This is a genomic window from Singulisphaera rosea, assembly GCF_054877945.1.
The window spans coordinates 375,751-394,624 of the sequence record NZ_JBTYIP020000004.1; the positions used below are offsets into that span (position 1 = coordinate 375,751).

At 63.8% G+C, this 18,874-nt stretch carries 15 protein-coding genes; 4 read left to right on the forward strand and 11 right to left on the reverse strand.

What is annotated here, in order from left to right; all coding sequences use genetic code 11:
- Window positions 1-182 precede the first annotated feature (182 nt).
- The 3 genes from ACYOEI_RS10535 to ACYOEI_RS10545 form a co-directional block, all read right to left on the reverse strand.
- Window positions 183-923, reverse strand: coding sequence for a hypothetical protein (locus ACYOEI_RS10535; protein WP_462849418.1), 741 nt, complete (start codon window positions 921-923; stop codon window positions 183-185).
- Between the two features lie 15 nt (window positions 924-938).
- Window positions 939-1,211 carry a WXG100 family type VII secretion target gene (locus ACYOEI_RS10540; protein ID WP_462849419.1) on the reverse strand — a complete coding sequence of 91 codons (273 nt, stop codon included), beginning with the start codon at window positions 1,209-1,211 and terminating at the stop codon, window positions 939-941.
- A 185-nt stretch (window positions 1,212-1,396) separates the two neighbouring features.
- Complete coding sequence (locus ACYOEI_RS10545; protein ID WP_462849420.1) at window positions 1,397-2,437, reverse strand: potassium channel family protein; 1,041 nt, start codon at window positions 2,435-2,437, stop codon at window positions 1,397-1,399.
- Window positions 2,438-2,713: 276 nt separating this feature from the next.
- Here ACYOEI_RS10545 and ACYOEI_RS10550 point away from each other — a divergent pair, with 276 nt between their 5' ends.
- Entirely contained in the window at window positions 2,714-4,876 is a 2,163-nt protein-coding gene (locus tag ACYOEI_RS10550) for a hypothetical protein (RefSeq protein WP_462849421.1), read from the forward strand.
- A gap of 76 nt (window positions 4,877-4,952) precedes the next feature.
- Here the strand turns inward: ACYOEI_RS10550 and ACYOEI_RS10555 are convergent, their stop codons facing one another.
- The 4 genes from ACYOEI_RS10555 to ACYOEI_RS10570 all read right to left on the reverse strand — a co-directional run bounded on the left by ACYOEI_RS10555 (window position 4,953) and on the right by ACYOEI_RS10570 (window position 9,071).
- Complete coding sequence (locus tag ACYOEI_RS10555) at window positions 4,953-5,843, reverse strand: HIRAN domain-containing protein (protein WP_462849422.1); 891 nt, start codon at window positions 5,841-5,843, stop codon at window positions 4,953-4,955.
- 347 nt (window positions 5,844-6,190) lie between these two features.
- A complete protein-coding gene (locus ACYOEI_RS10560; protein ID WP_462849423.1) occupies window positions 6,191-6,748 on the reverse strand; it encodes a pentapeptide repeat-containing protein in 558 nt (185 codons plus the stop codon).
- A gap of 158 nt (window positions 6,749-6,906) precedes the next feature.
- Window positions 6,907-8,388 (reverse strand): hypothetical protein, encoded by a 1,482-nt coding sequence (locus tag ACYOEI_RS10565; RefSeq protein ID WP_462849426.1) that lies wholly within the window; start codon window positions 8,386-8,388, stop codon window positions 6,907-6,909.
- Between the two features lie 161 nt (window positions 8,389-8,549).
- Complete coding sequence (locus tag ACYOEI_RS10570) at window positions 8,550-9,071, reverse strand: hypothetical protein (RefSeq protein WP_462849427.1); 522 nt, start codon at window positions 9,069-9,071, stop codon at window positions 8,550-8,552.
- A gap of 458 nt (window positions 9,072-9,529) precedes the next feature.
- Between ACYOEI_RS10570 and ACYOEI_RS10575 the strand changes: the two genes are divergently transcribed.
- The gene (locus tag ACYOEI_RS10575) at window positions 9,530-9,676 is read left to right on the forward strand and encodes a hypothetical protein (protein WP_462849428.1); all 147 of its coding nucleotides are present in this window, start codon (window positions 9,530-9,532) and stop codon (window positions 9,674-9,676) included.
- 1 nt (window position 9,677) lies between these two features.
- Here ACYOEI_RS10575 and ACYOEI_RS10580 read toward each other — a convergent pair whose 3' ends face one another.
- The 3 genes from ACYOEI_RS10580 to ACYOEI_RS10590 all read right to left on the reverse strand — a co-directional run bounded on the left by ACYOEI_RS10580 (window position 9,678) and on the right by ACYOEI_RS10590 (window position 12,236).
- Entirely contained in the window at window positions 9,678-9,905 is a 228-nt protein-coding gene (locus ACYOEI_RS10580; protein WP_462849429.1) for a hypothetical protein, read from the reverse strand.
- Between the two features lie 138 nt (window positions 9,906-10,043).
- Complete coding sequence (locus tag ACYOEI_RS10585) at window positions 10,044-11,075, reverse strand: sigma-70 family RNA polymerase sigma factor (protein ID WP_462849430.1); 1,032 nt, start codon at window positions 11,073-11,075, stop codon at window positions 10,044-10,046.
- A 210-nt stretch (window positions 11,076-11,285) separates the two neighbouring features.
- Entirely contained in the window at window positions 11,286-12,236 is a 951-nt protein-coding gene (locus tag ACYOEI_RS10590; RefSeq protein WP_462849431.1) for a metallophosphoesterase family protein, read from the reverse strand.
- Window positions 12,237-12,804: 568 nt separating this feature from the next.
- Here ACYOEI_RS10590 and ACYOEI_RS10595 point away from each other — a divergent pair.
- Complete coding sequence (locus ACYOEI_RS10595; RefSeq protein ID WP_462849432.1) at window positions 12,805-14,190, forward strand: aminotransferase family protein; 1,386 nt, start codon at window positions 12,805-12,807, stop codon at window positions 14,188-14,190.
- Window positions 14,191-14,333: 143 nt separating this feature from the next.
- A complete protein-coding gene (gene pelA / locus ACYOEI_RS10600; protein ID WP_462849433.1) occupies window positions 14,334-15,539 on the forward strand; it encodes a pectate lyase in 1,206 nt (401 codons plus the stop codon).
- Window positions 15,540-15,607: 68 nt separating this feature from the next.
- On the opposite strand, the gene ACYOEI_RS10605 is transcribed toward pelA, so the two are convergent.
- Window positions 15,608-18,658, reverse strand: a complete 3,051-nt coding sequence (locus tag ACYOEI_RS10605; RefSeq protein ID WP_462849434.1) for a PVC-type heme-binding CxxCH protein — start codon at window positions 18,656-18,658, stop codon at window positions 15,608-15,610.
- Window positions 18,659-18,874: the final 216 nt, after the last annotated feature.

Below are 18,874 nucleotides of genomic sequence, written 5' to 3' on the forward strand. Positions count from 1 at the left end.
ATTCATTTGCATAAAAAGAATAGAAAGCCCGTCGCGAAACCCGATTTTTTTCTTAAAGATCGGGTTTCTGTGCCGGTCGAGGATGACATCCCGCGAGGGGTCGACCTTGACGGTGGCAGAAACCCGGTTTTTAAGAAAAAACCGGGTTTCGGGACACACACCTATTCCGGTCGACGCACCGATCAGGAGGCACCCACGGCTGTCTTCTGCGTAGCCGGCTCCCCAGCGACATTCCCCTCGCCCTCCGGGACCGAGGCTGCCGAAGAGGCGGCGGCCGGAGCCCCTTGAGCCGGGGCAGCGCCGGGGGCAGCGGCCTGGGCCTGGGCCGGGGCCGTCGCGGGCGCGGCCTCCCCGTTCGTCGCCGCCGAGGCCACCTTGTTCGCCGCGGGGGCGGGGCCACCCGTGGTCACGGCCGCGGACCCAGGCACGAGCATGCCCGTGGGGGCGTTCATCGCCAGGTACTGCTCGACCGCGATGATCATCCGCTCGAGCAGAGCCACCGAGGCCTCGAACCGCCCCGCCAGGCGGTCGCCCAGGGGCTGCGACTGGCTGTGGTACTCGGCGGTCGCGTGCTCCAGGATCGGGATCCAACGCTTGATGAGAGCGACCTTCTCCTCGGCCTCGTGGAGCCGCTTCTGGGCCAGCCGGAGGGCATCCTTCTGATCGGCGTCGGAGACCGCGTCGCTGTTCCCCTGGCTCAGCTTGCGACGATGGAGCTCGCTCCTCGCCTCCGCGACCATCTCATTGCAGCGCTTGATCTGCGCCTTCCAGTAAGCGAGCTGATCGCGTTCGAGCCAGTTCCGGACGTGCCGGATCTCCATCTCGACCCCGCCGAGGGCGTTGCGCGCGTCCTCGGCGAAGGCGATCATCGCGAGCTTGAAATCCTTGATCGCGTCCACGGAGCGGACATTGGCCTGGCTCATGATCGCCCCCCAACCTTAACGCTGATTCAGGTAATCCTCGATGCGTTCGGCCTTGCGCCGGAGGAAGGGGATGTGCTCGTTCGTCGCGTCGACGAAGTGCGTGACCGCCTTCATCGTGACCTCGAACTCCTCGACGAACTTGTCGTGCTCGCGGTCGCGCCACGTGGCGCCCAAGCCGGTGAGCTGCCCGTGGAGGGCGGACATCGAGCCCATCAGGTCGTTGTTGAACTGCTGGAGCTGCGTGGCGAACCGCCGGAGGTCGTCCGGGTTGACGATCGCTTGTCCCATGTGAGGCCCTCTTCTTATCGGAACGAGACCGGAAGAAAAGCGTCGGGTTACGGCGTCTCGCCGTGTCCGCGAAAGAATTGGATCGCAACATCAATCGTAGCCGGGGACGTCCGGCCTGTAAACCACCCAGGATCCCATCCCAAAGGCCGTCCAAACGGACCCCTCCGCCGACCGATCCACCCTCGTCAAATCGCCAGCTCCCGCCGGAGCTGGTCGAGGTTCGGGCTCCTCCCGAGCACGTTGATGCTATCCCCGATCCCGAACGGCTCATCCCCGCTCGGCGGAAACTCGACCCGCCCATCCGCCCGCTTGACGGCGATGACGATCACCCCCGTGCGTCGCCCGATGTCCGCGTCGCGCAAGCTCTTTCCGACCAGGGGGCTCCCCTTCCGGATCGGCAGCTCGTCCATCTGGATCGCCAGGTGGGAACGCTGCGTCACCAGCTCGACGAACTCGACGGCCGTCGGGTTCGTCAGCAGCGAGACGATCCGATGGGCCCCGATCGACGCGGGCAAGACGACGTGATCCGCCCCCGCCTGCCTGAGCTTCTTCGGCGTCGTCGGCTGCTCCGCCCGGGCCACGATCATGACGTCCGGGGCCATCTGCCGCGCCGTCAGCGTGATAAAGACGGTTACCGCATCCGAGGCCATCGCCCCTACCAGGACCTTGGCCCGCTCGAGCCCCGCCTCCTCCAACACCGACTCCTCGGTCGCGTCCCCTTGGATATACAGATACCCCAGACGCTCGAGTTCGGTGATCGACTCGGGCGAGCGTTCGATCACCAGAAAGGGCATCTCCGCCGCCGCCAGTTCCTCCGCCACCAGCGCCCCGACCCGCCCGAACCCTGCGATGATCGTGTGACCCGACAGCATCTGAATCTGCCGACGCATGCGCTGATGCCCCAAAAGCTTCTGGATCTCCCCTTCGGCCAGGAACTGCACGAACCCCGCCAGGGTGAATGTGACCGCGATCGAGCCCAGCACGATGACGGCCATCGTGTGCAGCCGAGCCGCCGTCGTCACGACCGGCTGAACCTCGCCGAACCCGACCGTCGACATCGAGATCACGACCATGTACAGCGCATCGAGCACGCGCCACCCGAGCGCGACATACCCGACGACCCCCATCGTCATCACGGCCAAGACCGCCCCGATCCCCAAAATGATCCTGCGGACCGAGCTCCGCCCCCAAAGCACGGGGCGTACGTCAAAGGAGGGTTCCGGCATCGGCCTTCTTCATGAAATAATGCGCCTTCGTTAACGAAAATCCGGGGCCTGAACGGCCCGAGGGCCCAGTCCGCGTGCCACGATCGCGCCACCAAGGTAACACCGAGACAGGCTGTTTCACAGAGAGGGTCCCGGGTCATGAGGCACCAGCAACCCCCGGCCTTACGGCCCCAGGTCGTGATCGTCGGGCATCCGATCCCGTGAACCACAAACCCGGTGGTCTTGTCCCATTCATAATCGCCCCAGAATTTGTCCTATGCCTCTCGTGAGCGACCAATGAGCTGGCAAGAACAACTCGTCGCCTTCTCCCGCCAGCGGAATCGGCCTACGATTTCCACCGAGGGGGGCGTCGGTATCGAGTTCGGGGACGGTTGTGATGTCTTCTGGATCCTCCCCGGCGAAGTGACATCGTCCGTGCCGATCCGTGGGCCTCAGCCGGACGTGGCGATGCTGATCGAGGAATTCGAGCGCATCGACCGCCTGCGGACGTCCGTGCTCCACGCGATCCGGCACGACCTCGCCGGACGTGCGATCTATGTCGATCGGCGACGCAGCGGAGAATGGGGCGTACTGACCACGGGCGGTGTTTCCTCCAGCATCAGCGTCGGCCCCTACCTCACAGCCCGCGCCATAAGCGGACAGGACATGGACCGACTTGTTGCCGCATGCTACGAGAACACCATCCTCGGCGAACCGCCGGACCGTCTCCAGATCGACCGCTATCTGGCGATGGACGGCCCTCCCCCCACCGAGCGCGATTGGCCCGACGCCCCCCACGAGATCGGCCTATCCAACACGTTGCGCTCGATCCTTCTCGCTGCCGGGTTGTGCAAGGCGATGGAGGATGAGGCCAATCTGGCGTCGCCCGAAACGCTGGCCGAAGCGGCGATCCCGACCGGCCGTCTTGGCCGTGCCCTGCTTCATCTGGCCGACAGGCTCCCACAAGTCACGGCCAACTGCGACATCTCCGACCGCTCGATCACCCTGGCCTTCGACGACGAGGAAGACAACCTCCGCATCCCGCGCCGTTCGCGAGACCTGGCCCGCCGAGTCCGGACCCTGGGAATCCAGGCCGCCGCCGACCAGCTCGCCGACGAGTACCTGCGGCTCAACAGTGCCCGTCGATCGGTCCTCGACGCCGTCAAATCCGCCGCGTCACGCCTCGGTTGGGGCGTGCAGCGGATGCGTCCTTACTCGATCGCCCCCGGCATCTCAGCAACCTGGTACCTCGGGCGGACACATCGCGAAGTCAAGTTGCCCGTCGGTGACGTGCTCACCGACCTCCTGCGAACCGCGTCCTCCGAGCAGGCGATCCGGCATCTCCTCGCGTCGCATCCATCGTTCGCCGACGCATGTGTCTCGGCGTTGGGAGACGGGAGCACGTCGGCGAGCTTGCCCGAGCGAGACCTTGCGCCTGCCCTTCCGATACGCAATCCACTTCTCCGGCCCCTCGATCCAGCGACCATCGCCGACTTGGACGCATTCGCCGATCAAACACTCGCCGAGTATCTTCGCAACGACCGGACCATCTGGGATTATCGCGGTTCCCGTCGCTTCGACCCCACCTACGACACGTGGGCGACCACCGCGGATTGGGTCCGCCTCGCCGAACGACTCATCGACGGCGATTGGCCGAACCCCGCGGCCGTCCTCGTCCTCCTGGACGCGGGAGACCCGAGGGGAGCCGATCGAGCGCGATCATTGCTCGGGCGGATGGAACCTCATCATGAAGTGACCGGCGAGGAAGTCGAACTGGCCTGGCGATTCCGCCACGAGTTACCCGACCTCGCCCGCCAGTGGTTCGCGCCCCAGCCGTTCGACCAGATCCCCTTCGCCGAACACCGAGCGAGACTCGACGACCCGGTCGCGCGCCGCTACGTATTGGCCAACGAGGGTTTCGACATCGACGACGAGACGACCTGGAGTGAGCGTGCCCATCCGGACTTCTCCGGACAACAACCAGACCCCAGCTACAAGAGCCGCCTCCGCCTTCAGCTCATGGAATGGGCGAGGACCACATGGAAGTGGTCTCCCGCCGAGCCACTCGAGTTGCAGAAGGCCCTTTGGCTCGGCCTGGGCGAAGTCGCAGACGCGCTGGACGAGAACGAGTACCTCGCCAACGGACTGTTGTTCGGCGACCGTAGGCACTTCCTGTTCGATGAACCGGGGATCTTGCTCAGCGCCGATTTCCTTCTTGCGTGGTCGCGCCTCAAGCCCACCCGGCTTCTCGCCCGGATCGTGGCCACGGCTCGTACTGGCGAGGTGCTCACCGAGGCCGAACGTATCGCACGGGAGAGCGTCGATCGTAATCCCGCCCATCGTGCCAAGCTCCACTCAACCCGGGGAATCTATCGGCGATGGTGGTCGGACTTGCAGACTCCCCTGGCGATCTGCTGGAAGCGTTTCCAGCAAACGCACCCACAACACAGAGCGACCTGAAGAGGGAGCGAACCCGACGGCATCATTAAGACTGGAGAATGTATAAATACCAGTATTACCACAAATTCGATATCGTCTATGTTTTCTTTTTGGCCCACGATCGCTTCACGTCGGGCAACTTGGTGAAGTCGATCACGATATTGGCCCCATAGTATTTCCCACCCTTACCGCCGGTGACCTCGGATATCGTTACGTCGACTCGTCCACCCCTGTCGATCGTCGCGCCGAGGAATGGCGAGATGTGGGAACCGATGAATCCAATCGAAGCCTTCGGCCTCGCGAGGTAGATCGCCACGGCGTGGGTATCATAGGGATTGTCGGGCTCGCGTACGACGACGAGACGCTGTCCCGCCCGGCAGTATCGGCGAATTAAATGCTGCCGCGAGGAGCCGTCATCGTTCGTCATGGTCACCCCCGCGACTTTCGAGTGCATCCGGCCGAGCTTTTCGACGGTATCTGCGCCCGCCGTTACAAGGGGCGTTTCATCCGAACCCACGTTCAATGACCGACGCACCAACTCGGCTTGGCTGGCCTCGATCCGCTGCCTTTCTTCGGAAGCGACCTGCGCCGTCTGGAGTGTCCATTTCTTCGTCGCTTCATCGAGGAGACGGGATCGATCGACAGAATCCAGGTCGAGCGCCTGGCCGAGCTGAGTTAAGAGCCTTTCCTCGGCCGGGGATATTACCCCGTCTTCCATAGCGCGAGCACAAATCGAGCGATAGACCTCGACAGCCCCCTCCGCAGCTTCATCACCGGGCATGCCCTGAGAATCCGCGAAAGCGAAAAGGTCAAATGCCAAAGTACCCTTACGTTTCAATTCTCCGGCGATCGCCGAAGCAATCACCATGACTCGACGGCGTCGGTCCTGCCGTTCTCGTTCTGCACGAAACTTTTCATATCGAATGAGGAAGGAAACTGAGGCGGCAACGGCGGCGAGGAACGCCACGAGGAGGAAGGCGGGAAGCATGGAGAGACCCAATAGACACGCCCGGCAAGGTCATGACGCACCGGCCAGGCGATTTGAAGCGGAAGTTTATCTTCGGATTCGATCGTAGCGTGGTCATGTACAGGACTTAAATTACACGATACAGCCTGCACATGGTTCGCTCAACCTCCCTCTCCTCGATCAAGAGCATGCGTCTTGCTTGACTCCTGGACGGCTCGAAGGCAGAGACCATAGCTAAACTTCGCGAAGAGAGCTCAGTCGCAAAAAAATGGCGAGCTCGAGGGGGGCAGGGCCTGAAAAATACGAACAACCAATATTTCACAAAACATGATAATAATTACAAATACAAACATAAATATAAAAAACTTTCAACCTCCAGGCGGCTCAGCCCCCGAATCCTCGGCCCATACCATGACCGCCTGCTGGTCGTTGGTGAGATAGTCTCGTATCCACCCGATCGCGTTCTCATTCACGCCCACGGCGCCGTCCAGTTCTGCCCCGGCGAAGTCGCAGTCCTCGTATGACGATCGGCGAAGATCCGCGTCTCGGAGTACCGCCCCGACGAACTTGCATCCTTTGAAGTTGGACGCCCGAAGGTCGCATCTGGACAAGTCACTCCCTGAGAAGTCGCACTCCACGAAATCGTTCCAGCACATCCGGGACTCGGACAGGTCGGTGGCCGCGAAGTTCACTCGACAGAACAGAGACCGTCCGAAAAGCGTCCGGGGCAGGGTTAGATTGCTGTTGTTGGCGTCCTCCAGCCGGTAACGGAAGTAGGAGAACCCGAGCGGCTCGTCATCATCATGGCTGGGCATCCGGACGGGCACGAACGGACGGCCGGTAGCATCCCGGGGGACGCTCTCGCCCTCCCGCTCCAGGTAGCGCCATGTCTCCTCCAAGGACTTACGAGTTGGTGATCCTGCCATCCGCGTCTCACCTCCGGCCTAACCCTTGTTCCTGACGCCCCGCTGAGAGCCGATACCTGGGATCAAGACCTCGCCAGCTTACGCCTCCCCTCCGGGATCTCAAGTGGTCATCCGCACCAATCCTCGCTTCACCCCTCCCGACCCGAACTCGGGGATGTTTACGGCTTCGCGTTGCCCCGCTCCTCGCCCTTCATCAGCGACAGCAGCTCATCGGCCACTTTGTCAGCTTCCGGCCATCTCATGTCCTTGATATTCGCCTGGAGTTTCTCGGTCAGTGGCATCGCCTGCGCCTGCTTCCTCGATTTTTGGACCCAATCCGGGAGCTCCTGCTGAATGCGGCGCATCTTCGCCCGGAACGCCTCGCTGGAGAAACCGGTCGGGGCCGACTCGATGAGTGGCGCGTGCCGCAGGAACTTGGCGTAGGCGGCCAGGGCCTCGGAGTTTTCGGCGGCACGGCGGAAGAAGTTGTCGCGCATCGCCTCGCCGCCGATGCCCCAGGCGAAGATGTTCGTCAGGACGGCTCCGTGGTTGAACATCCTCCCCAGGTAGGTCTCCATCGTGGGCTCGCCGGGCATGCTCGTGGGGGACACGTTGGCCCCCTCGGCCGAGATCCATCCTGGGGAGTCGTGCGACTTCAGGACGCTGTAGATGGCCTTGAAGGTCGTCCCCTCGGGGTACGTGGAGAAGCCAGGACGGAACGCAGGGCTGAAGGCGACGTCTGAGGGTGCGAAGTTGACCGACACCGCGTCCGACTCCTTGGCGGCCGGCTCGCGCAGGCCCTGGTCGGTGAACGCGATGTGGCAGAAGATCCGCGGACGAGGGACACCGCCCGCCTGGAGCGAGTTGGCCCAGAGCTCCATGAACTCTTTGACGACCCGAGTCCGTTCGAGGTCCGCATTTGCGGGCGGGTGGCGTTCGCTGAATCCGCGATGGAGGAGGGCCCGGTAGCCCAGGGGGCGGCCCGTCTCGAAATCGCGACCGATCTGCGTCTCCCAGCCGGCGATCACGCCCGCGAACAGGTGCGCCTTGCCTTGGGATTTCAACGCCGCCAACTCCCGCGAGATCTCGGCGCCAATCAACCCCGCGCGGACCTTCACGGCGGCCACGATGGCGGGGCTGTTGAAACACATCTGCGGCGGGAATTTGGTGGGATCGGGGCCCCAGTCCGCCCGTCGACCGCGATTCGGTTGTTGCGTCCAGTCCGCGGTCTCGATGTTGTCGGGGTTGGATAACAGATCCTGTCGACGCCCCCATATCATCGAATCGTCGATGTGGAAGGCGACGGCGACGTCGTTCTCCCGAGCGACCGCGAAGGAATCGCGGAGGAACTGGCGAGTCTCGTCATCGGGCATGTCGAAACAGAGGGGCCCCACGGCGAAACCCAACTTGTGTCGCGCGTCTCCCGTGGTCCCGATCGCCTTGACTACCTCGCGGACAAACGCTTGCAGTTGAGCCTTGTTGAGCGACGATCGGCCGGGCATCGGCGGAGGGCCCGCATAGCCGGGGAGGCCGGTCATGACCTGGAAGGTCAGGTATTTGGTCTCCGCGGCGTCCCCGAGTTCGGCCCCTGCAAGCGAGGCCTTGCCGCAGACGGATGCGATCATGCCGAGGAGCAGGACGGAGGTCGTAAGACGTCTCATGGCAAGCCTCGACTGGGAGTGGTGCAAGAGGCCTGAAGTCATCGCCGTGTCATGTTCGTGACCCAACAGACACGGCGAGATGGATCCATACCCGAAGTGATACCCGGCTCAGACCGGTCGGTTTCAGCGGCAGACATCCGTTCGAGCGGCGAGCGTAACGCTCAAGGGGCGGGTGGCTCGAACTTGACCTCGAACGGCCTGCCGATCAGCCCCTTGTAGATCGCTTTCTGCGAGTCGGTCAGTTGAGCGTAGGTCTGCTCGAAGGCTCGTCCTTTCAGGTCGCTCACCTTCTTCAACACTTCCTGTTTGCCTGACCGATCGCGGCCGACGGAATCGAGAACGCTCCGGTTGCTCGCCTGCCGCGCTTCCGCGTGGATTGCCTCGAGGTTGGCCTTCTGTTCGTCGCTCAACTTCAGCGCTTCCTGGACGCGGGTTATCGAAAAGGCCATGGCTCCGAACTGCTGGATCTGGATCTGCGTGAACCGCTCGATCTGTTCGGCATTGAGGATGCCGACCAACTTCGCGTGCAGGTCATCTTGCCTGCGCCCCCTCAATTCCTGGGCCCGTTTCACACGCTGGCCCTCGGGAAGGTCCTGGAGTTGGGGACGTTGGGCACGCCCGGTTTTGATCATCTCAGCAACGAGTGCATCCAGTTTCGACGCCTGCTCGTCCGTCACCTTCAACCCACGTTCCGCACATCTCCGCAACTCATTGCAGGCCAATGCGTTGTGGAGAGCGGATTTCTGGTCCGCGACACATAAATTGGCACCGATATCTCAGCAATCACAAGGACTTACGTCGAGATAATCGCGCGAGATGTGCGGAAAGTCAGCTTCAACTCTCGCTGAACGCCCTTATTGGAGAGCATGCTCTCCGCGCCCCGGAGCATCCTCCCGCCAGGTCCCCCGCTCTGCGACCTCGCCATGGCGGGGAACAGGTTGGCCAGTGCGAATACCAAGACCAGCTGACCGAAGGTTCTCCCCTCGTTGATGACGCCCATTGCCTTTCGCTGAGGTGAATTGTCGACGCAACCTCGCTTGGACGATCTATGGGTCGATCAGGCCCGGCACCCTCGCTGGGAGCCGCCCCCCTGCCCTTCGACCCTGGACAGGGCGCGTTTGACCGCCCGGATGCAGGCTCTTTGCGTATGCGAGTCTATGGGCTCGGCGTCGAGGATACGTTCCAGACGAATCTGCCGGCGGCCCTGGCACACTCGACCAGCACCGCCAAATCCGACAAGGCGGCCGGAGCCGGAACGCCGGCGGACAACGCTCTGACCAGTTCGTGACTCACGGCCCCTCTCCCGCCCCGACGAATCGGTTGGTCGTTCGAGGATTCGTCTTCTGAGCGTTGATGATCTTCCGCTCCTCGGCGACCTGCCGGGCGATGGACTTGGCCATGTCGGCTCGCAGCCGAGCCTCGACGAGGGCCGCCCGCCACGGCTTTACTATCAGGGTGGTGCTCAACGCCGCGATCACGATCAGCAGCATCAACGTGCTCAGCCGCATTCGCATCATGGCATCACCTCAAACTTATCATAGCTGGATGCAAATCCAACGTCCGGAGCCTGCCACGGGAGTCGCGGGCATGAGAAAGGATACGCTTTTATTGAGGGATCATTGGAAACCGCATTTGTCTCTGGCGGAATCACTTGCTCACGGAGCCGGCCAAGCGATCACAGGAACTCCGGTCGGTTCCGTGGATGGGCCGGCCGGTTCCACTGTCAGTTTCACGGCCGTCGGCGGGGTCGCCAGGAGTGGGCCCTCGCTGACGAGCAGGGCACTGCCACGGGCGTCGGGATAAACATCGCCTAGGAGGTACCAACGGCCTGCGAAGAGTCCCCAGGCTCGATAGACACGGCCCGCCGGTGCCAGTGGCAACGAGGAGAATGTCGTCACGGCCATCGGGATGCCGGGTCGGCCTCGGTAGTTGCCGTGGGTTTCGGCGGGGGTGCCGGGCGCGGCGACGAGGCGTCGGGGGACGACGTCGCTGGAGGTCACCAGGCGGAGAGCGGCTTCGTCGCGGCGGAGGTCTGCCGTCAGATTCCAATCGCGGATGAGGGCGGTCGCGACGACGCCGGCGAGAAGGAAGCCCGCCGTCAGGAGTGGGGCGAGGTGGATGCGGAGGCGCTGGAGGCCGGCGCGGATGCGGGTCTTCGTCGTCCCGAGGGGGACGTCGAGGAAGTCGGCGATTTGTTGGTGCGTGAGGTCTTCGAGGTAGGCCAGGCTCAACGCCTGGCGCTGGGGAGGCGGAAGGGTCTCGACGGCGGCCCGGAGGATCTCGCGGCGGTGGTCGAGCCAGGCGGCCTCGGAGGGATCCGGGCCCGGTTCGGGGACGTTGCCGACGTGGAGGCCTTCGGGGTCGGGTTCCATCGAGGGGCCCCTGCCCCGACGCCTCAGTTCGTTGATGATGCGATGGTGGGTGATTCGAAGGACCCACGCGCGGAACCGGCCCCGCGCGGGGTCGAACTGCTCGGCCTTGCGCCAGACCGTGACGAAGACGTCCTGGACGATCTCCTCGGCCGAGGCCCGGCCGAGCGAGCGAGAAGCGATGTCGAAGAGCAAGGACGCATAACGGCCGTGGAGCGGCCCGAGGGCCTCGCGACTCCCCTCGGCGAGCCTGGCCATGAGTTCCTCGTCGCTGGGAGTGAGCTCGGTCATGGTCCGGCCGATTACGTTCCGCGTCATGCTCGATCCCCGACACGCATGAATGAGTCTAACCCGAATCGGACGGATTGGCGAATTAACCCGATAACGGTTCGAGAAAGGGAGGCTGAAGACGATCCGCAGATCGACGCAGATGGAATGGAAAGATTTCAGGATGTTCATCTGCGTCGATCTGCGTCATCTGCGGATCGATTCGTCTTCTTTTAAGCCAACAGGTTTCGGGACATGGTCTTACCCGAGCGCCGAGTCGGTGACGGCCAGATGGCCCTGGCCCTCGCGGTAGGTCACGCTCGTCACCCCGAGCATGGTGCGGAGTTTGCTTGCGGGGATCCCCTTCATCGGTCCGGGGGACGGAGCCTGTCCGGGCCTGGGTTGGGGGAAGGCGGTCGAGCGAGCCGTGTGGAAAGTCACGTGCCCTTCCACCTTCTGCAGCGTCTGATGGATGTGGCCGTTGAGCACGGTGACCGAGCCGAATCGCTTGAGAAGTCCGAGCGTCTGCAGGCCATCCGCAGTGCCCCAACCCCATTGGGGGTAGACCGACCAAAGCGGAACGTGGGCGAAGACGACGATCGGGGTGCTGGCACTCAGGGAGGCCAGGTCGGCCTTGAGCCAGTCGAGTTGCTCGTCGCCCAGGACACCGAGGCCTTTATCCGTCCCCTCGCTGGCGACGTTGACGAGCCCGACGAAGTGGACACCGTGGTGGTCGAAGCTGTACCAGCCCTCGCCTTGGGTGCCCTTGCCGAACCGCTTGAGGTATTCCGAGCCGATGACGTCGTGCTCGCCGGGCACGTAGAAGATCTTGCCGACCTTCACCCCTTTGAGGATCTCCGAGACGGTGTCGAACTCCTTGGGGATCGAGAGGTGGGTGATGTCGCCGGTGTGGATCAGGAAGTCGGGCTTCTCGGGCATCGCATTGATCCGAGCGACGGCCTCTTCGAGGGTGGCGATCACGCTGTTCTTGTAAGGATCTTTGCCGAAACCGATGTGGCTGTCGCTGATCTGCGCGAACGTGAACCCCCCGGCAGATGCGGCTCGACCGAGGCCCTGGCCGAAGGCTTGCGACGAAGCGATTCCGCCACCGACCGTCCAGAGGAGCCCGGTCCCTGCCCAGGCCATGCATTTGAGGAAACCCCGGCGGTCGTTGCTGGCGTTTCCTCGATCCGCGTCGCTGAAGTCGTTCATGGAATTTCCCCCTGACCATCTGCCCCAAGGCGCGAGGCAAATCAGGCCACTCCAACAGGGCCCCTCCGAGCGTGCCTCGGAGCGACGGCGACCCCGTTGCCCGAGAACGAATACACCGGGCCGTTCGCGCCGGATTGGACGATCCGCACGACAGGGTTGGATTCCTCGCGATGGTCGAGGGGATGTCCCTACTGGCCAATTCTTGTTAAATAAGCCCAGGACAAGCCAACGAGTGCGACAGGTGGGATGCGGATGTGCTAACTGCGGGGGATGGAGTCGGAGGCCCGGCGAAAAGAAAGAGGCTGGATAGAGCCATTCCATAATTATTGAGTGCCAAGGGCCGCGATGCGGAGGAGAACGGACTTTATGAACCCCGGCGAGTGCGGTACGGTGGTACTTTCGACGCCTCGCGAAGTAAGGCCTTCGCCCTCCTCTACGAGACGAGCGCCCCCCGAGCCCACAACGTGATCCGTTCGACCCCAAGGGGCCTCGGGAAACGGGGCGGCCGGAACGGTCGTCGATCGCCGCCTGACCCTCGAATTGAATCAATCTCAGGGATAACGCCCCGATGACCGCACGGACCTTGCCCGACCTGATCTCCGAGGCCAGCACGACCGAGGAGTCTTTCCTCCGACACATCTTCGTCCGCGATCAGATGGCCGAGTGGTCGAAGTCTCCCCTGATCATGGCCCGCGCGGATGGGCTGTATTACTGGGACGTCAACGGCAAGAAGTACCTCGATGCGCTTTCGGGGATCTACGTCGCGTCGCTCGGGCACAACAATCGGCGGATCATCGACGCGGTCCGCGAGCAGCTCGACAACCTGGCGTTCTCGCCGCCGATGCACGGGACGAACCCGGTGGCCGTGCAGCTCGCCAACCTCCTGGCCGAGCTCACCCCCGGCGACCTCTCGACGGTGAAGTTCCAGTGCGGCGGCTCGGAGGTCGTGGAAGCGGCGATCAAGCTCGCGCGGCAGTATCACCGACTGACGGGCTCGCCCGGCAAATACAAGGTCATCAGCCGCTACCAGTCGTGGCACGGCTCGACCCTCGGGGCCCTCTCGGCCTCGGGCCTGAAGTCGCGGAAGACCGTCAACGAGCCGATGGCGCCGGGCTTCCTCCACGTGTTCCCGCCGACGTGCTACCGATGCCCGTTCGGCAAGGAATACCCCTCCTGCAACATCACGTGTGCGACGATCATCGAAGACATGGTCAACATGGAAGACCCGGCGACGGTCGCCGCGATCCTCGTCGAACCGATCGGTCACACCGGCGGCGTGATCGACCCGCCGGACGAGTATCTGCCGATCCTCCGGGAGATCTGCGATCGGCATAACATCCTCTTGATCTTCGACGAGATCATCACCGGCGCCGGCCGGACCGGCCAGATGTTCGCCGCCGAGACGTTCGGCGTGACCCCCGACATCCTCTGCACCGCCAAGGGTCTCAGCGGCGGATACGCCCCGATCTCGGCCATGATCTGCCGGCAACCCATCGCCGACGTCTTCTGGGGGCCGATCTCCGAAAACCCCGGCTTCGTCGAGGGGCACACGTTCGAGGGGAACCCCATCTCCTGCGCCGTGGGAATCGCCGTCCTCCGCGAGATCGTCGAGAAAGACCTCTGCGGCAACGCCCGGACCCAGGGCGAACACCTCCGGCGCCGATTCGAGGAGCTGGCCGAGAAGCATGGGATCATCGGCGACATCCGCGGCAAGGGGCTCCTCCAGGCCATCGAATTCGTCCGCAATCCCGCCACCAAGGAACAGTTCCCGGCCGACATCGCGTTCGGTGTCCGCGTGGGTCGTCGGGCCCTCGAACAGGGCCTCCTCTGCCGATTCGACCCCCACTGGATCGCGTTCGGCCCCGCGTTGGTCGTCACCGAAGAACAGATCGACGAGATGATCGCGATCCTCGACCGTTGCATCGGCGAAGTGCTTGGGGAGTTGGCGGACTGAGTGGCGGGTAGGGATCCAGATTCACCACAAAGGCACAAAGACACACAAGGAATGTGAGAGAGAGTCTCGTACTCCCGGATGATTTACTTTGTGCTTTTGTGATGAATAGCCCACCCGAGATCCGCAGTCACTGGAGGCGACCCATGCTCGGGTTTCGGACGTGGCCATCATCAATCGTCTTGATGCTCGTCGGGATGGCACCCGGCGTGGCCGAAACGCCTCCCGAATTGAAGCCGATCTCCGTGCGAGGGTTCGGCAGCAGCGCCCATCACTGGCGGGACATCCGCGACTCGGGTCGCGTGATCCAGGCCCTCCCCGGTCAGCCGTCGCACGCACCCAAGCAGGTGCGTGCGATCGTGGCGAACATCCTGTTGTTCCAGAGGGACAACGGGGGTTGGCCGAAGGACTACGACATGACGGCGGTCCTCACCCCCGAGCAGGAGGCCGCAGTCGTCGCGACTCGATCGCACTCAGATACGTCGTACGATAACGCGAACCTCCACTCCCAGGTCGACTACCTGGCTCGCGCCGTGGCCCAGGCCCCGGAACCGTCCTGGCGACGAGCTTGCGAGCGGGGTTTCGACTTCCTCCTGGCGTCGCAATACTCCAACGGTGGATTCCCCCAACGATTCCCGAATCCCAAGGACTTTCACGCGCATATCACGTTTAATGATGGCGTGATGATCGGGATCCTGGACGTCCTCGAGGACGCGGCAATCGGCGCCCCGCACTTCGCCTGGCTCGATCAAGACCGGCGTGACAAGGCGAGAGACGCCGTCCGTCGGGGCGTGGCCTGCATCCTCGAGTGCCAGATCCGCACGGAAGACACCCTCACGGGCTGGTGCCAGCAGCACGACGAGGCGACCTACGCGGCTCGACCGGCCCGGACGTTCGAGTTGGCCTCGACGTGCCCCCAGGAAACGACCGAGATCGTCCGGTTCCTGATGCGCCTGGACAACCCGAGCCCCGAAATCCTCGCGGCGACGGACGCCGCGACCGCGTGGCTGGCGAGGGTCAAGCTCTCCGGGATCCGCGTGGCGAAGATCAAGGCCCCGAAGGAGGATTTCCTCCGCCACAGCGCCGACTTCGACACGGTCGTAGTCGAAGACCCGACGAGCCGTCCCCTCTGGGCCCGCCACTACGAAATCGGCACCGACCGCCCCATCTTCGCCGGCCGCGACGGCGTGAAGAAATACGCCCTGGCCGAAATCGAACGCGAGCGCCGAACGGGGACCCCCTGGTATGGAGGTTGGCCGTCGACGCTCATCGAGGGTGAGTATTCCCGATGGCGGGGGAAGTATTCACCACGAAGGCACAAAGACACGAAAGACAAACACAAAGAATTTTAAAATTCTTTGATTCGATTTCTTCTTTGTGTCTTTGTGCCTTCGTGGCGAATACTCCCCCGTCCGCTCGATCAGTTCCCGGCCGAACCCGCAGCCGGGACCTGGGTCTTGCTGCCGAGGTACGAGATCAGGTCCCGGACCTCTTCGGGGGAGAGCTTCTCGAGGGCCCCTTCGGGCATCATCGAGGCTTCGGAGGGCTTGAGTTCCTCGACCTCGTCGCGGGGCAGGACGATCCGCTCGTTCACGGTCTGGATGACCAACGTCTTATCGGTCTGCTCGCGGAGGATCCCCGAGATCAGGCGGCCGTCTGTGGTCGCCACGGTGTTGAGGCGATAGTCGCGCCCGACCGTGGCGCTCGGGTCGAGGACGTTCTCGAGGATGTAATCCGGGTTGGCTCGATCGGAGCCGGTCAGCTCGGGGCCGACGTCTCCCCCGGAGTCAAAAAGCTTGTGGCATTGGAGGCAGGTCTTGTTGAAGAGGGCGCGCCCCCGCGACGGGTCGGCCGACTTCAACCGATCGGGCGTGATCATCGACTTATACTTGGCGATGAGGTTGGCCTTTTCGGAGGACGTGGGGCGTACGGAGCCCCAGACATCTTCGAGCCTCGCGGTCAGCTTCTTGTCGCCGAAGGCCTGGAGCTGTCGGGCGACCGAGGCGTTGAGGTCTCGCTTGGAGATCGTCCCCTTCGCGACGGCGTCGAGAAGGAGCGTCGCCGTCGAGGCCCTCGTGGCGAGGGTATTGATCGCATCGGCCCGTTCCTCGTCGCTGAATGAGCCATAGGAACCGAGGAGGAGCCCCGGGGTGGCCTTATCTTCGAAGGCGGCCAAGCCTCGGATCGCCGCTCCCTTGAGGACCTTATCGGAGAGGAGAGCCTGGAGGGTCCCCGCCATCGCCGGGGCTCGATTCTCGACGAGCGACTGCAACGCCCGGTGCCGCTCGTCGGCCGGAGTCGACGCATCCGCGACCGTCTTCTTGAGGATCGTCACCGCTTTCGGGTCGTTGAACAGGAGCGCGAGGAGGAGGCCCTGTTCTCGGACCCCGGCGTCGCCGGAGCTCGCGAGACTTGCGAAGGTTTTCGGCCAACCTTCGGGGGCGACGAGCCCCTTGCGACCACGAAGCGCCTCGAGGATCCCCGCCAGCACGTCCGCTTGAAGCGCGGGGTCCTTGTTCTCATCGAGTAGCGTGATAAGGCGAGCGAGTCCCGACGGGGCCGCCTTGACCTCGGGCGTGTCGTCCGAGAGGACGAGCCGTCGGGCAACGTAACGGCGGACCAGCGGGATCCGGGCCTTCTGGGCGAGCGAAACGGCACCGGCCTTGTCGGCGGGCACCATCGGCTCGACACCGTACCAGACCATCAGCGGGAGGTAGGGGTCTCGGACGTCTTCGGCATGGGCGATCAACCCCTCGGCGATCCCCCGACGTTGGTCCACCGGGATCCGTTGCAAGGCCGAAGCCAGGGAGAGTCGGACCAGGGGCGAGCGGTCTTCGCGGGCCAACCGCTCGAACTCGGAGAGGGTTCGGCGGTCGGGCGTCTTGGAGTCGACGAGCAGCCTCACGGCCCAGTTGCGGACGTACTCATCCTGGTGGGCGAGTTGGTCGCGGAGTTGGCCCGAAGACAATCCCTCGGTCGCGTACAGGGTCCAGAGAGCCCGGAGCTTGCGGGTGGTTTCCGGGTTCGTCTCGAAGATCGCGCGGAGGGCCGCATGCGCCTTCGAGAGATCCTTACCCTTGGCGGCCCGCTCCTGGAGCAGGCGTCGGGCGTTGCGGACGTACCAGTCGTTCTTGTGGAGTTGGAGCTGGACGAGCTCGTCGTCGGACAGGGCGGCGAGGTCGACCTTCACGGGGCGAGGCGTCCCGTAGGAGACTTTGAAGATCCGCCCGTTCTCGCGGTGGGCGAGGTCGCCGTCGGTCTCGTGGCACTCGCCCATGTCCGACCAGTCGGTCAAGTAGACGGCGCCGTCGGGCCCATATTTCAGCTCGAGGCCGCGGAACCAGGTGTCGTTGGCGAAGAGGAAATCCTTGCCGTGCTTCGCGACGAAACTCGAGCCGGACCGCTCGAGCGTATCTCGGTTGATGCGGTGGCCGTGGACGTTGCAGGTGAAGACGGAGTTGCGATAGTCGTCGGGCCAGTTGTCGCCGAGGTAGAGCATCGCGCCGACGTGGGCGTGACCGCCGCCGGCCTCGCCGTGCTTGCCGGTCCCTCCTCGCGAGTCGGTCCAGTGGCCCCCCGCCCAGTGGATGTGATCGGCGCAGCTCTCGAGGAGCCCGAAGCTGTGGGGGTTGATGTCGGGGCCGAACATTCGTTGGAAGTGCGAGCCGGGGACGACGCGGAAGAGGTGCGGGATGACGCAGTTCGTGATGTAGGCCTCGCCGTAGTCGTCGAAGTCGAGGCCCCAGGGGTTCGTCGTCCCGTGCGCGACGGCTTCGAACGTCTTTCGCGTCGGGTGGAAGCGCCAGACGCCGCAGTTCAAGGCCACGCGAGCGGCCTCGGGCGTGCCGGGGACGCCGACCTTCGAGTTGGAGAGGATGCCGTTGCAGCCGTAAAGCCAGCCGTCCGGGCCCCAGTTCAGGCCGTTGAAGATGTTGTGGCGGGCGTTGACGTCCCAGCCGTCGAGCGCGACTTCCGGGTCGCCGTCGGCGACGTCGTTCCCGTCGTGGTCGGGGATGAACAGCAGGTTCGGCGTCGCGCAGACCCAGACTCCGCCGAACCCGAGGGCCAAGCCTGAGACATTCGTGACCTTCCCCCCTTTATCCCAGAACACGGAACGATGATCGAACGTACCATCACCGTCGCGATCCTCGAAGATCAGGATCCGGTCGTTCTCCTTGGGGGGCTGCAACCAGTTGGGATACGAGAAGCTCTCGGCGACCCAGAGCCGCCCCTTCGGGTCGATCGTAAAGGCGATCGGCTGGCGGACGTCGGGCTCGGCGACGCAGAGCGTCACCCGGAAGCCTTCGGGGACCGTCATTCGCTTCGCCGCATCGGCCGAAGGGATCGGCGCGGTTTGGACGCTTTCCGGCGAGGCCTCCTCGGCCCTGGTGTCTTCCGCCGCGTTACCCAGCACGACCACCACGACGGCGAGCGACGCCGACACCCGAGCAAGGCATCTCGACAGCAACATTCGTCTCGGCTCCCCGGACCACTCGCGACCATCTCGGTCGATAAGACCGACCCACAGTTATCGAGCACGACAGGATCGGTCGGCAAGGCTCCACCCCCGCAACTTCGGGCTCCTCAGTTTCCCTGAAGGGATCCACCAATGAACTTGAGAGAGATTCTGCACAAACCCAACCGAAGTCGGTGACCCCCTACCAAACCCGCGGTTTTGAACGATCCC